Genomic DNA, 17,475 nt, shown 5'->3' with positions numbered 1-17,475 from the left:
CTCGGCTGCCAAATACTGCCATATCGGCAAGAGCCTGGCAAAAAACAATCGTCCGCGTCTGGGCGGGAGACTCGCAAGTCCTTGTTTTTTTGTCTTTCGTTTCTCTTGCTTGAAGGCTGGCACGAATCTTGATAAGTGTTCACTGATATTGGTCTCATTTCAGTCGGTAGAAAAATAGCAGCGAGACCGGCGACCGAGAATAGGACCACTTACCAGGGAAATCAACATGAACAAAATTGTCTGCCAAGGCGAATCATTCGTCGTCACCGACAGTCCGGCTCGTACGGCGGTGGCTGCTGGCTACCGCCGGACTCGGCGGCGCGCTGGCATTGACAGCAGTCGTTCCTTTCGTCGCCAGCCTGCTGCCTTCCGAACGGGCAAGGCCGCCGGCGCCCCGGTGGAAGTCGACATCGGCACGCTTGCGCCCGGCGAAATGATGGTCGTCGAATGGCGCGGCAAACCGGTATGGATTCTGCACCGTACGCCAGAAATGCTCGCCTCTCTCGAGAACGCCGAAGCGAGGCTCGCCGATCCAGGCTCGAAGGTGCCACAGCAACCGGAATACGCGCTTAACCAGCAGCGCTCGCTCAAGCCGGAGTATCTCGTCGCAGTGGGCATCTGCACGCATCTCGGCTGCTCGCCGAGCAAGGCTTTCGAGGCTGGCGACCCGGCTCTGGGCGCGGACTGGCCCGGCGGCTTCCTCTGCCCCTGCCACGGATCGACCTTCGATTTCGCCGGCCGCGTCTTCAAGGACAAACCGGCGCCGACCAACCTGGAAATTCCTCCCCACAGTTACCTCACCGACAGCCGCCTGCTGATCGGTAGCGACACGCGCGGGCACGCCTGACTGCCCAGCCGATGACACGGCATTTCGCAACAGCAGGCGGCCACTTCGCCCTGACGCTAAAAAATGGATATGAAAGGACAGATCATGAAAATCGCAGTCACCAGCCAGAACCGCAAAACTATCACCGAGCACGCCGGCAAGTGCCGCAAATTCTGGATCTACGATGTTGAAAAGGGCGTGGTGAGCGGCAAGCGCCTGGTCGAGCTTTCCATCGAACAGAGCTTGCACGCCAGCCACCACCAGCTTGCCGAACCGCTGGCCGGAATCAGTACGCTGATTACGGGCGGCATGGGCCCGGGGCTTTTTGAACGCCTGATGCAGAGCGGAATCCTTCCCGTGGTCACGATGGAGGAAGATCCCGATGCCGCGGTATCGGCGATGCTCGGCAATCGCCTCGAACGCTTGCCTGTTCCACGGGGCGGTCACTGCCATGAGCGCGGCCATTCCTCCCACGTCGCGAGGTAAAGACCATGGCCACGACCTCTCCCAAGCTTGATATTGGCGCCCTGAAGCGCCTACGAATTCTCTGTATCTCGGAAACTGGCTGGTTTGATACGGCCACTGTCTTCGACGACATTCGCGCCGCTGGTGGTGCCCAGATTGATCAATACGCCATCCCCTGGCCGCCGTTTGGATCACTGCACGCCGAGAACGCTGCCGGCTTCTCGGCGCTGCTGGAAACCGAGGCGCTCGATGGCAGCGTGCGCCGCCTGCTCTTTGATACCGGTTGGAACCCCGACTGGATGGACCGCCGCTTCGCCGAAGAGGGCATCGACCGCCTGCTGCAGGAGAGCAAGATCGAGGCCTTGATCGTCAGCCACGAGCATTTCGATCATTTCTGGGGGATTGGCTCGACGCTCAAGCACTGTCCGGATATTCCGATCTACCTGCCGGAAGGCTTCCATCCCTCCGGCCTGGAATTCATCCAGCAACAGGGGCATACCGGCAGGGTGATCACCGTGCCCACCGAGCAAGCGCTGGTGCTGCTTCCGGGTCTGGCTCTGGCCAGTTTCCCGATGAGCACGCTGTTACAGGTGAACGGGGAAAACGTCCTCTATGCCAACCTGCAGAATCAGGGTTTGACGATGATTACCGGCTGCGGTCACGGCGGGGTCCTCAACTTGCTGGACTATGCGCGTCGTACCTTCGCCGGTGGCGAGCACATCCACGCGATCTATGGCGGGCTGCATCTGTCGCCCCTGGAAGATTGGGACAACCAGCGCGACGAGATCGTCAAGGCCCTGGCCGGCTATGGCATCGCCAGGATCGGTTGCAACCATTGCACGGGGCGTACGACCGTCGAGAAGATGCTGGCCAGCGGCTTGCCGGTACAGCGGGGAACAGCCCGAAACGGGTCACAGACCGATTTGTTCCTGGGTAACGGTGACGTGCTGGATCTGGGACAGGAACGTGCATCGAACCCCTAAGCTTGCCGTATCGAATAGGGGGGCGGCGGCGCGAACCGCCTTGTCGAAGGTGTCGCTCTGCTGCCTGAGTCCTGCTTACGTGTTCTTGAATAACGCTTCCAGCCATCGCAAGTCCTGCTGCAACAAGTCTTGATCGCAATCGCGCATGCCCTTGAAAGGAACGTCGATTCCTTGCTTGCGCAACTCCTCCTGGAGGATGCGCATCAGAACGCCCGATGGTGCGGCAAGGCGCCCCGGATCAGCCGTGTCGCACTGCACGTGGACCGCACAACCCGGGCTCTGCGAATTTCCTCCGAGGATAGCCAGCAATCGACAGTGGTTGTTCTGGTAGTCCCGAAGGGTGCTGACCAGTTCCAGGCTGATCGCCAGGCAGCACTGGCAGCCTGCCGCGGTATCGAGCACTTCACGGATGGATTTTCCGGGCGGCCTTTCCCGGGAAAGCCCCATGAAACGCATCTCCGGGCAGGGAATCTGCACGACGCCCACGTCGTATCGCATGCAGAGTGTGAGGAGCGCTTTGTTGACTGCCGGATAGCTGGCGGCGCCGGCATCGCGGGCATTCTGGTTAAGGGCGCATTCGATGACTGCCACCAGTCGACGACTTCGCTGGTCGCGGGGAGAAAAACCCAGCGCCATGGCGATTCTATTGACTACAGACATTTTGACATTGGCGAGTTGATTGGCGGCACACAGCTGTCGGGTTCGGAATTACACCTGGCAGTGTAGCCGTTTCGGACAGCGGATCGCCGCCGGCACCCGTCACCTGCCATCCTGGTGGCCATGCCGCCGCGCAATCACTGGCACAGGACAGTGGCACATTTCCTGGCCGCAAGCCGAAACCCGGCGTGCAGCCTTGTTCTTTCTTTGGAATCCACATGACGTCTAGACGCATCCACACCCTGCACCGTCCGGCTGCCAGCCAGACATCGCTTCCACCGTTGCTCTTTGTCCACGGCGCTTACGCCACGGCGCGCTGTTGGGACGAGTATTTTCTGCCCTATTTCAACCACCGAGGATTCGACTGCCATGCGCTGGACCTCTCGGGCCATGGCGACAGCGAGGGCCGCGAGCGGCTTGACCGGTTTGGAATCGACGATTATGTCGAGGATCTGACACAGGTCGCACAGGAACTGCCTGCACCGGCGATCGTCATCGGTCATTCGATGGGCACCGTCGTCGTCGAACGCTTTCTCGAACAGAATGCAGCGTGCGCAGCAATCCTCATGGCTCCGGTGCCTCCCGGGGGCATACTCGGCGCATCGATGAAAATTGCCCTGACCCAACCCGCTTTCTTCAGCGAACAGCTTCACCCTGCCGGCGGTGAGCAAAGCGCGCGCACGATGCGCGGCGTGTACTACTCAGGCGAGACCGAGATCGACGACCTGATGCGCTTCGCCGCTTGGTTCCAGTCCGAGTCCCGCCGCGCCATCCTGGACCTGTCGCTGCTGGCGATGCGCCTTGGCAGGCGCCGGCCGACGCTGCCGGTTCTGGTCGTCGGAGGCGAGGCGGACGCGGTCTTCCCGCCTGCTCTGCTGGGCCTGACTGCCTTGCGCTGGCAAGCCGAAGCGGCGGTGATCCCGGCTGCGGGCCATACGCTGATGCTCGATGCACATTGGCAAGCGGCCGCCGACACCATGGCTGACTGGCTCGCCCGGATGCTGCCAGGCGCGACCGCGCAAGCGCGTGATTGACAGAGATTCTCAGGGGGCTCGGAATGTTGCCATGGATAGTCGGATTCAGCTTATTGGGCAGCGTCGGGGCTGTGGGAGGCGCGGCCTTGTTTCTGTTGTTTCCCGAAGGCATCCGAAGAGGTCTCGTCCCGTGCCTGATCAGCTATGCGACGGGCACACTACTCGGCGCGGCTTTCCTTGGCATGATTCCCGCAGCCCTGAAACAGGCACCGGCAATTGCCGTCAGCGCGACAGTACTGGCCGGTATGGTGCTGTTCTTCATACTGGAGAAGCTTGTGCTCTGGCGCCATTGTCACGACAGTGGCTGCGAGGTGCATGGCCGCGCTGCGCCGCTTATCCTGATCGGCGACGCTTTCCACAACTTTGTCGACGGCATGGTGATCGCCGCAGCCTTCCTGACTTCGATTCCCCTGGGGATCGCCGCGGCGCTGGCCGTGATCGCGCACGAGATACCGCAGGAGGTCGGCGATTTCGCGATCCTGTTGGACAGTGGTTATGGCCGCCGGAAGGCGCTGCTGCTCAATGGCCTTTCATCAGCCAGCACGCTGCCCGGCGCTGTCCTGGCCTATTTCTGGCTCGGTGAAATGGGCGCCGCGGTGCCCTATATTCTGGCGCTTTCAGCAGCGAGCTTTATCTACATCGCCGCGGCCGACCTCATTCCGGGCCTACACCGACAGGTGAGCCCCACCGCTTCGGTGCGTCAGCTGATGCTGCTGCTCGCGGGCATCGCTACCATCGCCATTTTTCACCACGGAGGATGACTCGTGAACGACCTGTCCGAAGCAGAAATCCATGCCTTGAACGAGGCACTCGACGATGAATACCGCGCCTGGGCAACATACGACCAAGTGATTGCCGACTTCGGCAACGTGCGCCCGTTCACCAACATCCGGGCGGCCGAAGCGCGCCATATCGAGGCACTGTGCGCGCTGTTCGGTCACTACCGACTGCCCGTTCCCGGGAATCCCTGGAACCTGGAAACTGTTACGCGCTACGCCAGCCTGCAGGAAGCGTGCGAAGCGGGCGTGGTCGCCGAGATCGCCAACGGAGAAATGTATGATCGACTGCTGAAGGTGATCCAGCACCAGAACATTGTTGCCGTAGTTGTGCAATCTCCAGGACGCTTCGCAGCAGCGCCACCTGGCTGCGTTTCGACGTTGTGCGCAACGTTCGTCGGGTTACGGACGTCGGGGACCTCGACCCAGCCGGTAGCAGGGCCTGACGCGGCACGCTTAGCAGCACGACGATCACGATCACCGCCAGGCGACACCCGAGAGTGCCGTTGCGCGCTTGATCACATACTCTCGGGGTGCGACCACGGCTACCAGAAAGTCCTGCTGCCGACAACGACGGATGAACGGCGATGGCTGGTTATGGCTACTTGTGCGCGATCGGCTTGTCGGTGAAGACGTAATCCTTCAGTTCCTTCGAAAACGCTTGATCCTTGCGACGGATCCACTCCAACACCATCGAGGCATGCTCTTTTTCCTCGTCTCTATTGTGTTCGAGAATCGCCTTCAGGTCTTGATCCTTGCAGGCATCTGCACGTTGGTTGTACCAATCGACTGCCTCAAGCTCCTCCATTAGAGACACGATTGCTCGATGCATGTCGCGCGTTTCATCAGATAGTTCTTCAACGGGTTCGTGGTAGCCAACACTTGACATGGACGTTTCCTCTCCGGTTGAGGTGCCCTTGGTTTTTCGTATTCCAAAGGGTGGTGGGTCATGCTACCTGTCTTTCCTGGTGCTGGGTACCTGACGCGCAGCGCATGAACAAAAGTGTTCGCCTGCACTGGCGTGTCGGGAACAGCCGCACTGGTGCATGGATGTGGTCTTTGGCGACGATCAGATGCGGGCTTGCACCGATCATGCCGCGCACAACTTGGCTGTCCTGCGCCAGTTCGTCTTGAATCTCCTCCGCCTTCCCCCGGTGAAGCGCAAGGGTGGCCTCAAGACTCAGCGCCTGATCGCCGCTACTTCCGATTCCTTCCGTGCCGAGCTCCTGGGTCTTGTATAAGATACATGCGATTGTCCTGTCCTACCTGTAGGCGGTTTGTTGAGCTGAGGGATCTCGCCAGCGGAGCCCGAGGCCATTTCTCTCGTCGTAAAGCACAGGCCCGCCTGAAGGTCGGGGGCCACTCTTGCTGATCTGAGAGGCGACAAGATGCCACACGACGATTGGTCGCTGGCCGGGCATACTTGGGATAGCCGTTCGTCGTGATTGCCGACGATCAAATATTCCACCCGCTTTCCACGGAGGTAGGTATGCAGTTCTTCAAGACTATCTTGATGGCCCTGGCGCTCATCGTTTCCGGTTTGTCGAACCCCGTTTTCGCCGGGGATAAGGATCCCTTGTTCATCGCTTTATCGAGCGATGCGACACGGCGGGTTGGCCACGTTCTGCATTTTGCCGAGCTTCAACGCGCCAGAGGACACTCGTTGACGATTTGGCTGAACGAGAGCGGCATCCTTCTCGCGTCCAGGAAGTACACGGAGAAGCATGCCAATCATCAAGCTGCGCTCGCCGAACTGATGAGCAAGGGTGCGACGGTATTGATATGCCACTACTGCATGCAGCAATTCGACGTCGAAGCGTCGGACTTGTTGCCGGGCTTCAAGATCGGCAGCCCGGATCTGCTTGGTAACGCCTTGTTCAAGGACGACACCAAGACCTTGTCGTGGTGAGCGCCTGACCACGAGCCATCGGTTTTGGCTCTGCATCGACCAGCGCCGGTGAAGAAAGAGAGAAGAAAGGGACCGGGCGGGATGCGAATGACAGGCGCAGTCTGAAACCTTCCGCCATGCCTGTCGAAGCTCCGGCCGCGACGAGGCGGCATTCAGCCAGCACGGCCGGCTCACTATCGGCAAGGTACGCGATGAGAACACGACTCACCGGCTTGCTTCGGGTCTTGCGCCTGATCTGCCTGCTCACTGTCGCCGCTGTCTATTGCTCGCCAGTCGCTGCCGATGCGTCGCTGTGGATCGACCACGACACCGCTGGCGAACGGCAGGTGCATTTGTACTTCTTCTGGACTCGGAGCTGCCCGCATTGCCAGGCGGCGACTCCGTTCGTCGAGGCGCTGTCGGCCCGCTATCCATGGTTGCTGGTGCACAGTGGCGACGTCAGCAGCGACGCGGAAGCGGCCAAGGCGTATGTCGCCATGGCGGAGGCTCTGAGTCAAGAAGCGAGTAGCGTTCCAGCCTTTATCTTCTGTGGCCGCATGACCGTCGGTTTCGATCGGCCGGAAGGAACCGGGCACGCGCTGGAGGAAGGACTGCGCTTGTGTCGCGAAACGGGCATGCCGGCAACGTTTGAGCCCGCTGCGGCAATGGCGCGGGTGCCGAGTGTCGATCTCCCGTTGCTCGGCAGGGTGACGGGCGAGCAGCTGTCGTTGCCAGTTTTCACCCTGATCATCGCCGGACTCGATGCTTTTAATCCCTGCGCTTTCTTTGTGCTCCTATTCCTGCTTTCGCTGCTCGTCCATGCGGGCAGCCGCCGACGCATGCTGTTCATCGGCGCCGTCTTCCTCTCCTTCTCGGGCCTGATCTACTTCGTGTTCATGGCTGCCTGGCTGAACGCTTTCCGCTGGCTGGGCGAGATCGCGATGGTTACGACGGTGGCAGGGATGCTGGCGATAATCATCGCGCTGATCAATATCAAGGACTATTTCTGGTTCAAGAAGGGGATCTCGCTGAGCATCTCCGACACGGCCAAGCCCAGGCTCTACCGGCACGTGCGCGGGCTGCTGCGGGCGGACAGCATGCCGGCGCTGACGCTCGGCACGGTTGCCCTGGCGGTGGCGGCAAATTCCTATGAGCTGCTGTGTACCGCCGGATTCCCGATGGTCTATACGCGGCTGCTGACCTTGTCTGACTTGTCCCCCTGGCAGCACTACGCCTATCTGGGACTCTACAATCTGGTCTATGTGATGCCGCTGATGATCATCACACTGGTGTTCACCTGGACCCTCGGCTCGCGCAAGATGTCCGAGAGCGAAGGGCGGTTCCTCAAACTGCTTTCCGGCAGCATGATGCTGGGACTGGGCGTTCTGCTGCTTGTTGCACCGGCGGCGCTCAACGATCTGCGCGTGGCACTGGCCTTGCTGGCCGGCGCGCTTGGTGGTTCATGGCTGGAGCACCGGCTGATGTGTTCTCGAAAATCGTTCTCGATCTAGTCGCCGCCAAAGGGCGCGTTTCGAGAACGTCTGCCTTAGCGTGCCTTGTTGTCCGTTTTCCGAGCGGAAAGAGCGGTTGCCAGGAGCAGGAACAGCGTCAGCGGAGAGTCGGGCAAAGCGATAAATCCATGATGCCGGTAGAAGGCCACTGCCTCCTCGTCTTTACCGTCTACCATCAGGGCATAAGCAGCGATCTCCGAGCGAGCGGCACGGTCGAGCGCATCGGCCAGTAGCGCACCGCCTAGACCTTGCCCCTTGAATCCCTGATCGACGGCCAAGCGGCCCATGCGTACCGCTGGCACGGTCGGGTAGCGCGGTAGCTTCTTGCCGGTGCTGGCCGGAAGATCGGCGAGCAACAGGCTTGCCGACGCCAATGTGTAGTAGCCCGCGATGCGGTGCCCCTCAGCCAACGCGACAAAACAGGCGGCAACGCGTCGGCGAACATCCTGAGTGACGTGTTCCCGCAAGTAGCGGTCTAGCGGCTCGGAAGTACTGTTGAACTTCGTTCGGTCATGTGTCGCATCGAGCGGCGCGAGCCGGAACGGCGCGCTATTCACTCAGCGCGCAGCAGCTTGCTACGACGAGCGAAAGCACGTTCCAGGGCCGGCGACGGCTGAGGTGGCGACAGCAGCGCCTGAGCAAAGCACTCCTGATCGGCCATGGACAGGCGGATAACTTCGGCTTGCTCGATGGCGCGTTGTGCTGCGTCTTGAACGGCGGTGATCACGAAGTCGGTCATGGTCCGCCCCTGAAGTTCAGCAGCGCGCTTGAGCATCGAATGCAGATCGGTGCTGATCCTGGCTTCGAGGCGGGCGGTAGAAATGGCTGCGGGCATAGTGTTGTCCTCCTGACGATGAAAGTACGGCAGCCTGCCGTACTCGTCAATTTTACCTTATCGTACGATTTTTCCCGTTTCGTGAGCAGATCCATTGTTGAGCCCGTTAAAGCCGTCAGTTCAGCGAAGAACGTCGCGGTGTTCATGGCCGCCAGCTTCTCGGCGACAGCGGTCGCCACGGACTGGTGTTAGCATGAGTCGGCACCACGAAATTGATGGATTCCGAGTCGAATGCGAACGGCGTGCGGTTGCGCGCCGGTGCCTCGCGCCTGCCCTGCACCATGCCGCAGTCCACCAGGAAGCGCGTGTCTGCGGTCTCAGCCAAGTAGCACGAACCGGTTACTTCGCAGGGCTGCGCCGCGCCGAGAAGGGTGATGTTCATCTTGTTTCTCCACCCGCTGGAGCGATCCGTTCCGGGCTGTTTGTCGCCAGCCTGTCGAGCAGGTCATGCATGACACGATTGATGGCATCGAACCGGCTTGCGTCCGCAAGGATTTCCTGCGGCATCTGGATGTAGCGGCCTTGGACGAGTTCGTTGGCGCCGTGAGCGATTAGCTGTTGTGCGCTGTCCAGGGTCGTTTCCAGGTGAAACTGCAAGCCGACCACCCGCCCGTCGTAGACCTGGTCTTAGCACACACTTGACTCCGTCGCCGCGACGGCCTACTGTAGGGCCATGCGAGTCTGCGGCCAAGAATTCTCCCTTGACATCCTGGAGCGCCTGCGGGAACTGGTGGCCTCGGTGCCGGAGATCTCGCGCCGCGCGCTGTCGCGTCGGGTGTGCGAGTGGCTCGACTGGCGCACGCCTGCGGGTGCCTGGCAGGAAGGCGGCTGTCGGAAGGCCTTGGCGCAATTGGCGCAGCGCCAAGTCGTCGAACTTCCCCGCGCGGCGGCCCCGTTTGCGCCACGGCGGCAGCCGGATCTGGAAGTGGCCGAGGTCAGCGTCTGCGCCTCGCTCGAAGCGCTTGGCGCAATCGAACTGGTCGCCGTCGGCGCTTCCCGCAGCCCAAACGCGCAACGCTGGCGGGTGCTGATGGAGCGGCATCACTACCTGGGTGACAAACCGCTGTGTGGCGCGCAATTGCGCTACCTGATCCGCAGTGAACACTACGGCTGGCTGGGCGGTCTCGCCTTCACCTCGGCCAGTTGGGCCTTGCACAAGCGGGATACGTATATCGGCTGGGAGGAAGCGGCCCGCCGCCACAACCTGCACCGGATCGTGGCCAATGCCCGCTTTCTGATCGTGCCAGGGGTCGAGGTGCCGAATCTGGCCTCGCATGTGCTGGGGATGGCCAGCCGCCGTCTGCCGGCGGACTGGGAGGCGCGTTATGGCACGCGTCCGCTGTTGCTCGAAACTTTCGTCGATCCGACGCGCTTTACTGGCGGTTGCTATCGCGCGGCCAACTGGATCGACGTCGGCGCGACGTCGGGCCGGCGCGATGGGGTAGAAAAACGCATCTTCCTCTATCCGCTCGCTGCGCGCTGGAAGGCGCAACTGTGTGCCGCACCGGCGCTGCGTCTGGCTCCCCCGCCGCGGCCAGAGGCGCCCGCCAACTGGGCCGCAGAGGAATTCGCCAGTGTCCGCTGGTACGATGGACGGCTCAAAGAGCGCCTGTGTGCCATTGCCCAGGATTTCTATCATCACTCGCAGGCGAGTATCCCCGAAGCCTGTGGCGCCCGGGCCCGCACGGTCGCGGCGTATCGTTTCTTCAAGAACGCCAAGGTGAACATGCAGGTCATCCTGACGCCTCACATCGAGAGCACCATCGAGCGCATCCGGCAACACCGCGTCGTCCTGGCGCCGCAGGATACGACGACGCTCAACTATTCCCACCATCCCGCGACCGACGGGCTGGGGCCGGTCAACACCCAGCGCGATCAATCCACCGGCCTGCTGCTGCACGACACGCTGGCCTTCAGTGTCGAGGGGACGCCGCTGGGTATTCTCGATGCGCAATGCTGGGCGCGCGATGCCGACGACAAGGGCAAGAGCCAGAAGCGCAAGGACTTGCCGATCGAGAAGAAGGAGAGCATGAAGTGGCTCAAGAGCTTCGCCAGGCTCGCCGAGATCCAGGCACTGTGTCCGCAGACGCAACTGGTGAGCATGGGTGATCGCGAGGCCGACGTCTTCGATCTGTTCGCCCTGGCCGCGCGCGATGCGGCAGGGCCCAAGCTGTTGGTGCGCGCCGAGCGCACCCGCGCGCGGCGGGTGGAGGACGAAGCGCTGTGGGATTTCATGAGCCGCCAGGCGCTTGCCGGCGAACTCACGCTGCAGTTGCCCCGGCGCGGAAAGCGCAGCGCGCGTCAGGCGCAGCTCACGCTGCGCTTCTCCGAGGTGACGCTGCAAGCGCCCAAGAACAGTGCGCTGCCGTCCGTCGGCGCCTGGGCTGTCCATCTGCTTGAAGGCGCCGCCGCCGACGACGGCGAGCCGATCGAGTGGATGTTGCTGACGACCGTCCCGGTGACGACCTTCGCGGAGGCGGTCGAGCGCACCGAATGGTATGCCGCGCGCTGGCGGATCGAGGTCTTCCATCGCACCCTCAAGAGTGGCTGCCGCATCAAGGACCGCCAACTGGGCAGTGCGACACGCTTGCAGGCTTGCCTGGGGGTGGATATGGTCGTCGCGTGGCGCATCTACCACTTGGCCATGCTTGGCCGGGAGATGCCCGACCACCCCTGTACCGCCTTCTTCGAGGAGGTGGAATGGAAGGCCTTGTACTGCTATCACCACCAGACCACCCTGACCCCGGCTGAGCCGCCCAGCATGGCCGAGGCGACTCGCATGCTCGGCGCCATCGGCGGACACCTCGGCCGCCGCCGCGACGGCCCGCCGGGTCCGCAAGTGCTCTGGCGTGCCTTGCAGCTGCTCGATACGGCGACACAGATGTATGTCCTCTTCACCCGCTCTGCTCCTCCCACGACTTGGCGCTCCTACCCCGACGGCTATCTGCCGCCCTCACAGTCGCCATAGGCAGTGACGGACTCAAGTGTGGGTAAAGACCAGCGTCGTAGACGAAGGCCTGGTTCGCGCAGCCGGCGCTCCGAGCGGCACGCACCGCGCCGGTCGGAATGTCGTAGGTGTCGCCATGCCAGTGGAACACATCGATTTGCCGTGGGAAGGCTTCAAACAGGCCGTCGCCAGAGACGGCCTCCGTCTTTTCGACCGGAAACCAGCCGATCTCCTTGTCGGCGTTGGCGTAGACCCTTGCGCCAAGCACATCGGCAACCAACTGCGCCCCGAGGCAGATGCCGAGCACGCGCCGGCCGGCGGCGATGGCCCGTTCGATGAAGCGCTTCTCGTTCACCAGCCAGGGGTAGTCAGCCTCTTCGTAAATGTTCATGGGGCCGCCCAACACCACCAGCAGATCCACCGTGTGGATGCCTGGCAGGGGATCGCCACGGTAGAGGCGCGTTGCGCCGAGTGCGTGCCCACCGCGCCGAATCCACTCCTCGATGCTTCCGAGTCCTTCGAACGGCACGTGCTGCAGATAATGGATGTTCATCGCGTTCCTCCTTGTCCCGCGCTGACGTTCCGGCGCGCCTGTTTCTCACCTAGGTCAGGTTTGAGCCGGTCATATACGAGGGGGTATGAAACCGGCTGCCCTTCCGAAACCTGTGCCACGGAGGAGATGACGAGTTGTCCATTCCCGCCATCGCTCTGGTAGCTCTGGACGAATTTCTTTTCGAGTGTCGTCATCTCGACCACCACCACGGCGTCTTCCCAGCCCGCGACGGCCACCCGCTGCTGCAGTCCGCCGCTGGCGGAAACGCTGGCGCCGCAAAAAATCGTTGAAGAGGCGCTGACGTCAATCGCTCTCGTCGGCGATCAGCAGCCTCGGATCCTGATGAATGACCTCGAGACCCTGCTCGGCGAGCGACACCGCCCTTCGTCCGTCCTGCAGCAGTCTTGCTCGGTGCGCCAGGAAGCGGTTCTGTGCCAAACAAATATTGTTCGCCAGCTTCGTGGTAACGATTGCGCCACATCGCTTCCGGACTCATTGAACGAATATCCCCGGTCATCAATCGTTGTGCTGAAACCCACAGCGCAGCATCCCAGAATGGTTTCTGCAGCCATCCGTGGCAGCAGCGAGCACGCCGCGTCTTCGCGCTTGCCGCGCTGGAAATTACCTCTCGGGCACTTCGATATGGTGCGCGGCGAGCCACTCACGATCAAGTTCCCAGCGCGCGTCCTTGATCCCGGGCTGCGCGAGGACGATCGCGCGCGCTTCAGCTTGTACTTCGCCGAGCAGCGTTTGCGCGGCGATGAACGCCGGATCGTTGGCGTTCTTGGTATCGATTTCCGGATAGAGAACGGCTAGTGCCTTGAACGCCGGTACCTGGACGTTGCGCGGCGTACTGATGAACGCCGTTTCGCCAGTTACTTTCAGGACCCGGAACTGGTAGGGGTAGCTCTGCAGCTTCGCGCTGCCCTGCGCCGCAATGACTGCCGTCAGCTGGCGAGAACGCGAATCGGGCGCGCGGATTACCCAGTCGAGACCAACGAGCAACAGCAGGATGATGATTATCCAGTAGCGCTTCTTCACCTTGCATCTCCTGTTGTTGGTGGCGAGAATCCTTCGCCGTGTCGGTCGGCAAATGGTCTTGTGGCAGCGTCCAGAAAGTCGATCACCGTTTCAAAGTGGCGCTCCATTTCCCCGTACTGATCATGGCTACCAGGGATCAGCAGCAAGCGTACCCGCTCATCACGGCGCCTGGCGAAAATTTCCTGCGCTTCGCTGACCGGTACCGTTTCGTCGTCGGTGCCGTGTACGAGCAGCACCGGGCAGCTTGCCGCGCGGATGGTGTGGCAGGGTGCGATGTCCGCGAAACGATGGCCGATGACGTGCTGGACGTAGTACAGAATGTAGGCCCCCAGCGGCCAATAGGGAATCCGCCGCGCTTTCAGCCAGCGCCGCATGATCGCTGCCGGATCGGCGAAAGCGGCCAGCGTCACGGCGGCGACCAGGTCCTGTCGTTGGCTGGCGAGCAGCAAAGCCGCTGCCGCCCCTACGGAATGCCCGATGACACCGACTCGGCATGCATCGACGTCCACCTGGGCGCGCAACCAATCGACCGCGTGCGCCAGATCTTCGGCAAAGCGTGGCAGGGAAGCGAAGGTGTCGCCATCGCTACGGCCGTGGCTGCGTGCGTCGAAGAAGAGCAGGGCGTAGCCTGCTGCGTGCAGGGGCTTGGCCAGCGGCAACATCATTTCGGCGTTGCCACCCCAGCCATGCAGAATTGCCAGTGCCGGTGCGCATTCGCCGGCCGGGATGAACCAGCCAAACAGAGTCTTTCCGCGCACGCTGGAGAACGCCACCTGGCGCCACGGCAGTCCGTCGGGAACCCCGCTTTCGGCAACGCGCGGCGCGGCCAGGCTGCGGCGAATTAGGTGATTGATGGTGAGCAGGGCGACGACCGCGACCGACAGCATGGCGAGCGCCGTAGAGATGCCTCCCCAGGTGCTTGCATCACGCATACTGGACGGCGCTCCCCGATTGCCAGACCGCAGTGCCGCCGACGGCCGGGCTAGCCGACTTCAATCGCTTCGTCAGGGTTGGCAACTTGCGCCTGCCGCATAACGTAGGACGGGGACAGGTGGAGTTCTCGCCCAAAGTTTGTAATCGTTCACTCCCCCTATGCCGCAGCCGGGATAGCAGGGAGCGCGGGAAGCTGTAAGCCTTTGCGAGCGGCAGCGATGACGGTGCCGAGGTACTGCCACGCGGAGGCGCCGCGGCGGCGGCAGGTCTCGATGACGCTGGCCAGGAGGGCGAAGGCGCGGGATCCCGCTTCGGAACGGGTGCCGTGACTGATGCGGCGTGAAATGACCCAGTGTCGCAACGCCCGTTCGGCGGCGTTGTTGGACAGCGGCAACAGGGGCTCCGCGAGCGGACGCAGGATGACTTTCCAGTCGTAAAGGAATTCGCGCACGACACTGCGCAGGGCCGGATGTTGATCCGTCCGATGCACCTCGCACAGGTGTCGCAGCCGTTCGACCTCGGCGGCGTAGCGCTCGGGTAGCGCTTGCGGCGGCGGATCGAGCCGCGCCGCGTAGATGGCCGCCATCAGCGCTGTCAGAAGACCTTCCATCTCCTGCCCAACCCGGGACACCCGGCCATCACTCGATTCGGCCAGCCCCCGCAGCTTGCGCATCAGGTGCGGCCAGCAGCGCAGGCGGTTTTCCCAGTTGCGGTAGACCGCGTAACCATCGCTGACGAGAATGCCGGTATAGCCGTCTTGCAGGGCGTTCTCAAGCATCTCCCGGGTGCGTGGGCCGATGAGGTAGAGCACCGAAGAGGGACTGACCAGCGCCCACAACCACAACAGCGCGCCGGATTCCGGCCACGACGTTTCATCGATGTGCAACTGCGCCACCTGCACGATATCGTCCACCAGGGCGTCCTCCAGCGGGAAGCTGGCACGACCCGCTTCGCGGATCGTCTCATCGATCACGCCGGTGCTCAGCGTGAGGTCGAAGACTTCCCGCAGGAGCTCGCGAATGCTCGCTCGCGACAGGCGCATTCGCAGCGCGAGCAGAACGATCACGCCGGCCAGGCGAGGACCCACCAAGCGCCATTCACCGAGCTCAACCTTTTCCCACTGGGCGTCGGGCGGCGCCCGCCAAGGCCGGGCACGGCTGACGTGCCCGCAGGCGCAGCGCACTTCAAGCAGCGTGTGACGCGTGACGCTGAACGTTAGCCCAATGCTGCCCTCGACCGGTGGCGCGATGTCGATCTCGTCCCAGGCGGTGTAAGCCTGCGACTCGGCATCCTCCGCCAGGGCGCCACCACAAGCCGCGCAGTGCTCGGGTCGGTGCGCGCGACTGTCAGTAACCGCCAGCTTCTGCGTGCGACCATGGCCCGGACTGCCAACTTGCTTGCCCGGCCGCTTCCCCGAGTCCTCTCCGGGCAATGGGCACTCCTCGGTCGCCGGGGGGGCAGTTTCTTTCGCCGGCGCCGGGCCGTCTGCCGTGACGGCAGCGCCATCGGCAGCACCATCGCCAGCACCATCGGCAGCGCCATCGGCAGCGCCATCGGCAGCACCATCGCCAGCGCCCGCGGCAGCCTCGGCTGGCACGCCTTTCTTCACGTCTGGGTCGCGTGCCTTCTCCCACGGTGGCTTTGTACTCGGCGGCCGCGAGCTGTTGCCCGGATTTTTATTCAGCTGATCCTGCAATGCCTTGACGTCGTGCAGCAGTCGCTTCGATACTTCCAGCAACAGCTCGGCCGGCAGCTTCTTCAGCCACTCGTCGTCCATCTGGAAAAGATCATGCTTGCTCAGGCGCATCTCTTCGCGGCTATCGTGTCGTCGTCATGATCACGAATTATGCCGCAAAAGCATGGCGTTGGCGGCGTTTGTTAAGGGGGTGTGAACGGTTACCAAAGTTCTGGAATCAAACATATCGTATATCAGATGTTGCTAATAGTGCGCCAACGCCGCGCAATCTGACAAAGTAGAATTTGAGCTTCCCCCGAAATTTAGTCTGCCAAGGGTGAGATGTAGAAGTCAATCACTTTTGCAATGAAAGATGAATGTACCGGCACCCGCATACACGCCGGAGTTCAATGATGGTCTGCAATGCAGGGTGGCGGAGAGGCAACGATGCGCGTTCGCTGGGAGACGAGTAATAGGTACTACGAGGTCCGCTTGGTGCGTGACCTGCTTCAGGATTGGGTGCTGATCGTCGCCAGGGGCGGCAAGACCAATCGTCTTGGTGCGCTCCGGACTCTCTTCGTATCGAGCGAAGCGGAAGGCATGAAGATAATCGAGACCATGGAGAAGGTCAGAATTCGCCGCGGGTACGTTCGGGTGCCTGTTTAGCCGTCCGGACCCTTCGCGTGAGCGCAAGCCTTGCCACTGTGTTTTTCACACCGGCGGTCGTGCGATGCCGGTTGCCCACACAAATCGAGGAGATCACCCCGACCTTCCGGCGGATTTATCACATCCGCGACGGGCGCACTTACCAGGGGTAGAACAAGCAGTTGTGTCACCAGCCTCCACCTTGGAGCAAGCGGGAGCTTCATTTGCTCATCCACTTGCGCAGCAGGCGCTTTTTCAGGGAGGCGCGTTCCTGCGGATTGCGTCCCTTGTGGTTGGCGATGCGATCCGCCGTTGTGACCGGACGCTTGATGGGCCAGAGTAGGGGCGGCCAGCCATCATTCGCCGCCGTCCAGGCCTCCATGGCACAAGCTGTCTGGGGACAGCGCCGTCAATTGCGATAGCGTTGCCTGTACCTCTTCCAGATTGGCCATCATGTGGGAAATCTGGTCATCCAGATCGCTGGCCAGCTCGAATAGATAGGCAACCTGGCTGCGCGATACCGCGTTGATGACGGCCGAAAAGTCGAAGCAGCCGGTCGGCGAAATTTCTTCCCGTACGTCCGGTCAAGGCGCTATACCGGCCGTCCGCCCGATGTGCCGCCAACGGCCGCTTCGGCCGACGAGGAGTCATTGAAGCCGACCGCACACCCGTCTCCTTTACGCGGCACAGCGGACGTTTGCGTCAC

21 protein-coding genes and 3 pseudogenes are annotated in these 17,475 nt (G+C 62.1%); 12 read left to right on the top strand and 12 right to left on the bottom strand.

Annotated features, from left to right (window positions below):
- Positions 1 to 236 precede the first annotated feature (236 nt).
- The 3 genes and pseudogenes from petA to QZ656_RS18050 all read left to right on the top strand — a co-directional run bounded on the left by petA (position 237) and on the right by QZ656_RS18050 (position 2,274).
- Positions 237 to 847, top strand: a pseudogene (petA, locus tag QZ656_RS18060) (ubiquinol-cytochrome c reductase iron-sulfur subunit).
- A gap of 84 nt (positions 848 to 931) precedes the next feature.
- A complete protein-coding gene (locus QZ656_RS18055; RefSeq protein WP_291994684.1) occupies positions 932 to 1,312 on the top strand; it encodes a NifB/NifX family molybdenum-iron cluster-binding protein in 381 nt (126 codons plus the stop codon).
- A gap of 5 nt (positions 1,313 to 1,317) precedes the next feature.
- Positions 1,318 to 2,274 carry an MBL fold metallo-hydrolase gene (locus QZ656_RS18050; protein WP_291994683.1) on the top strand — a complete coding sequence of 319 codons (957 nt, stop codon included), beginning with the start codon at positions 1,318 to 1,320 and terminating at the stop codon, positions 2,272 to 2,274.
- A 75-nt stretch (positions 2,275 to 2,349) separates the two neighbouring features.
- Here QZ656_RS18050 and QZ656_RS18045 read toward each other — a convergent pair whose 3' ends face one another.
- Positions 2,350 to 2,910 (bottom strand): hypothetical protein, encoded by a 561-nt coding sequence (locus QZ656_RS18045; protein ID WP_291994682.1) that lies wholly within the window; start codon positions 2,908 to 2,910, stop codon positions 2,350 to 2,352.
- Between the two features lie 239 nt (positions 2,911 to 3,149).
- On the opposite strand from QZ656_RS18045, the gene QZ656_RS18040 reads away from it, so the two are divergent.
- Genes QZ656_RS18040 through QZ656_RS18030 form a run of 3 tightly spaced genes read left to right on the top strand, consistent with a single transcriptional unit; the run spans position 3,150 to position 5,371 of the window.
- The gene (locus QZ656_RS18040; RefSeq protein ID WP_291983957.1) at positions 3,150 to 3,965 is read left to right on the top strand and encodes an alpha/beta fold hydrolase; all 816 of its coding nucleotides are present in this window, start codon (positions 3,150 to 3,152) and stop codon (positions 3,963 to 3,965) included.
- Positions 3,966 to 3,988: 23 nt separating this feature from the next.
- Positions 3,989 to 4,726 (top strand): ZIP family metal transporter, encoded by a 738-nt coding sequence (locus QZ656_RS18035; protein WP_291994681.1) that lies wholly within the window; start codon positions 3,989 to 3,991, stop codon positions 4,724 to 4,726.
- A 3-nt stretch (positions 4,727 to 4,729) separates the two neighbouring features.
- Entirely contained in the window at positions 4,730 to 5,371 is a 642-nt protein-coding gene (locus QZ656_RS18030) for a hypothetical protein (RefSeq protein ID WP_291994680.1), read from the top strand.
- Here the strand turns inward: QZ656_RS18030 and QZ656_RS18025 are convergent.
- Entirely contained in the window at positions 5,343 to 5,630 is a 288-nt protein-coding gene (locus tag QZ656_RS18025; RefSeq protein WP_291983942.1) for a ferritin-like domain-containing protein, read from the bottom strand. The genes QZ656_RS18030 and QZ656_RS18025 overlap by 29 nt on opposite strands.
- A gap of 89 nt (positions 5,631 to 5,719) precedes the next feature.
- Here QZ656_RS18025 and QZ656_RS18020 point away from each other — a divergent pair.
- The 3 genes and pseudogenes from QZ656_RS18020 to QZ656_RS18010 all read left to right on the top strand — a co-directional run.
- Positions 5,720 to 5,982: pseudogene (locus QZ656_RS18020) on the top strand (ISAs1 family transposase); the annotation flags it as partial.
- A gap of 200 nt (positions 5,983 to 6,182) precedes the next feature.
- Positions 6,183 to 6,650, top strand: a complete 468-nt coding sequence (locus QZ656_RS18015) for a DsrE family protein (RefSeq protein ID WP_291994679.1) — start codon at positions 6,183 to 6,185, stop codon at positions 6,648 to 6,650.
- Positions 6,651 to 7,072: 422 nt separating this feature from the next.
- Complete coding sequence (locus QZ656_RS18010; RefSeq protein WP_291994707.1) at positions 7,073 to 8,140, top strand: hypothetical protein; 1,068 nt, start codon at positions 7,073 to 7,075, stop codon at positions 8,138 to 8,140.
- Between the two features lie 35 nt (positions 8,141 to 8,175).
- Here QZ656_RS18010 and QZ656_RS18005 read toward each other — a convergent pair whose 3' ends face one another.
- The 4 genes and pseudogenes from QZ656_RS18005 to QZ656_RS17990 all read right to left on the bottom strand — a co-directional run bounded on the left by QZ656_RS18005 (position 8,176) and on the right by QZ656_RS17990 (position 9,572).
- Entirely contained in the window at positions 8,176 to 8,697 is a 522-nt protein-coding gene (locus QZ656_RS18005) for a GNAT family N-acetyltransferase (RefSeq protein WP_291994678.1), read from the bottom strand.
- Positions 8,694 to 8,975 (bottom strand): DUF1778 domain-containing protein, encoded by a 282-nt coding sequence (locus QZ656_RS18000; protein ID WP_291994677.1) that lies wholly within the window; start codon positions 8,973 to 8,975, stop codon positions 8,694 to 8,696. The genes QZ656_RS18005 and QZ656_RS18000 overlap by 4 nt, the downstream gene beginning before the upstream one ends.
- A 187-nt stretch (positions 8,976 to 9,162) precedes the next feature.
- Positions 9,163 to 9,357, bottom strand: a pseudogene (locus tag QZ656_RS17995) (MBL fold metallo-hydrolase); the annotation flags it as partial.
- Positions 9,354 to 9,572, bottom strand: a complete 219-nt coding sequence (locus tag QZ656_RS17990; RefSeq protein ID WP_291994676.1) for a hypothetical protein — start codon at positions 9,570 to 9,572, stop codon at positions 9,354 to 9,356. The gene QZ656_RS17990 and the pseudogene QZ656_RS17995, both read right to left, overlap by 4 nt.
- Before the next feature lie 76 nt (positions 9,573 to 9,648).
- Between QZ656_RS17990 and QZ656_RS17985 the strand changes: the two genes are divergently transcribed.
- A complete protein-coding gene (locus tag QZ656_RS17985; protein ID WP_291994675.1) occupies positions 9,649 to 11,943 on the top strand; it encodes an IS4 family transposase in 2,295 nt (764 codons plus the stop codon).
- Here the strand turns inward: QZ656_RS17985 and QZ656_RS17980 are convergent.
- Entirely contained in the window at positions 11,870 to 12,475 is a 606-nt protein-coding gene (locus QZ656_RS17980; RefSeq protein WP_291994674.1) for a type 1 glutamine amidotransferase, read from the bottom strand. The genes QZ656_RS17985 and QZ656_RS17980 overlap by 74 nt on opposite strands.
- A 134-nt stretch (positions 12,476 to 12,609) precedes the next feature.
- Here QZ656_RS17980 and QZ656_RS17975 point away from each other — a divergent pair, with 134 nt between their 5' ends.
- Positions 12,610 to 12,765 carry a hypothetical protein gene (locus QZ656_RS17975; RefSeq protein ID WP_291994673.1) on the top strand — a complete coding sequence of 52 codons (156 nt, stop codon included), beginning with the start codon at positions 12,610 to 12,612 and terminating at the stop codon, positions 12,763 to 12,765.
- A gap of 13 nt (positions 12,766 to 12,778) precedes the next feature.
- On the opposite strand, the gene QZ656_RS17970 is transcribed toward QZ656_RS17975, so the two are convergent.
- The 4 genes from QZ656_RS17970 to QZ656_RS17955 form a co-directional block, all read right to left on the bottom strand.
- On the bottom strand, positions 12,779 to 12,913 hold the full coding sequence (locus QZ656_RS17970) for a hypothetical protein (protein WP_291994672.1): 135 nt from the start codon (positions 12,911 to 12,913) through the stop codon (positions 12,779 to 12,781).
- 183 nt (positions 12,914 to 13,096) lie between these two features.
- Positions 13,097 to 13,516, bottom strand: coding sequence for a hypothetical protein (locus QZ656_RS17965; protein ID WP_291994671.1), 420 nt, complete (start codon positions 13,514 to 13,516; stop codon positions 13,097 to 13,099).
- Positions 13,513 to 14,448 carry an alpha/beta fold hydrolase gene (locus QZ656_RS17960; RefSeq protein ID WP_291994670.1) on the bottom strand — a complete coding sequence of 312 codons (936 nt, stop codon included), beginning with the start codon at positions 14,446 to 14,448 and terminating at the stop codon, positions 13,513 to 13,515. Before QZ656_RS17960 ends, QZ656_RS17965 begins: the two co-directional genes overlap by 4 nt.
- Positions 14,449 to 14,606: 158 nt before the next feature.
- Positions 14,607 to 16,256, bottom strand: coding sequence for an IS66 family transposase (locus QZ656_RS17955; protein WP_291994669.1), 1,650 nt, complete (start codon positions 16,254 to 16,256; stop codon positions 14,607 to 14,609).
- 363 nt (positions 16,257 to 16,619) lie between these two features.
- Here QZ656_RS17955 and QZ656_RS17950 point away from each other — a divergent pair, with 363 nt between their 5' ends.
- The gene (locus QZ656_RS17950; RefSeq protein WP_291994668.1) at positions 16,620 to 16,790 is read left to right on the top strand and encodes a hypothetical protein; all 171 of its coding nucleotides are present in this window, start codon (positions 16,620 to 16,622) and stop codon (positions 16,788 to 16,790) included.
- A 199-nt stretch (positions 16,791 to 16,989) separates the two neighbouring features.
- Here QZ656_RS17950 and QZ656_RS17945 read toward each other — a convergent pair whose 3' ends face one another.
- The gene (locus QZ656_RS17945) at positions 16,990 to 17,151 is read right to left on the bottom strand and encodes a hypothetical protein (protein WP_291994708.1); all 162 of its coding nucleotides are present in this window, start codon (positions 17,149 to 17,151) and stop codon (positions 16,990 to 16,992) included.
- Between the last annotated feature and the right edge of the window lie 324 nt (positions 17,152 to 17,475).

It is taken from the genome of Candidatus Accumulibacter sp. ACC003, assembly GCF_907163085.1.
Taxonomy (GTDB): domain Bacteria; phylum Pseudomonadota; class Gammaproteobacteria; order Burkholderiales; family Rhodocyclaceae; genus Accumulibacter.
Note: the sequence above shows the minus strand (reverse complement) of the source record. Positions and strands in the feature narration are given on the sequence as shown.